The 537-nt window shown below is 78.0% G+C and carries 1 protein-coding gene; it reads left to right on the forward strand.

Translation table 11 applies throughout. From position 1 onward, the window contains the following. The coding region (locus OZN99_RS33310) for a ribonuclease E/G (protein WP_270939437.1) at nt 1-537 on the forward strand (537 nt) is incomplete at both ends.

Consider the following 537-nt stretch of genomic DNA (forward strand, 5'->3'; position numbering starts at 1 on the left):
TGGGCGACCGCGTGCGGCTGGACCGCGGCGGCGCCTTCGACGACGCGCTGGAGGCGGAGTTCGACGTGCTGGCCGGGCCGGCGGTGCCGCTGCCCGGGGGCGGGCGCCTGACCGTGCATCCGACCCCGGCGCTGACCGCGATCGACGTGGATGCCGGCAGCCATGCCGGTGGCAGCGATGCGGAGGCGCAGCTGCGGCTGAACCGGACAGCCGTGGCGGAGGCGGCGCGGCAGATCCGGTTGCGGCAGCTGGCGGGCGCCATCCTGCTGGACGTCGCCGGGCTGTCGCCGAAGCGACGGGAGGCGCTGGCCGAGCCGCTGGCCGTCGCGCTGGCGCAGGATCCGCTGAAGCCGCGGCTGCTCGGGCTGACGCGGCTCGGCCTCTTCGAGATCCAGCGGCCGCGCGTGCATCCGCCGCTGCACGATGTGCTGGGCCTGCCGGCCTCGCCCCTGACCCATGGCCTTGCCGCGCTGCGTCGCGCGGCGCGCGAGGCGGCGGCGCAACCGGGCCAGCCCTTGGCGCTGCGCGCGGCCCCCG

Source organism: Falsiroseomonas oryzae (genome assembly GCF_027856955.1).
In the GTDB taxonomy this organism is placed as follows: Bacteria; Pseudomonadota; Alphaproteobacteria; order Acetobacterales; family Acetobacteraceae; genus Falsiroseomonas; species Falsiroseomonas oryzae.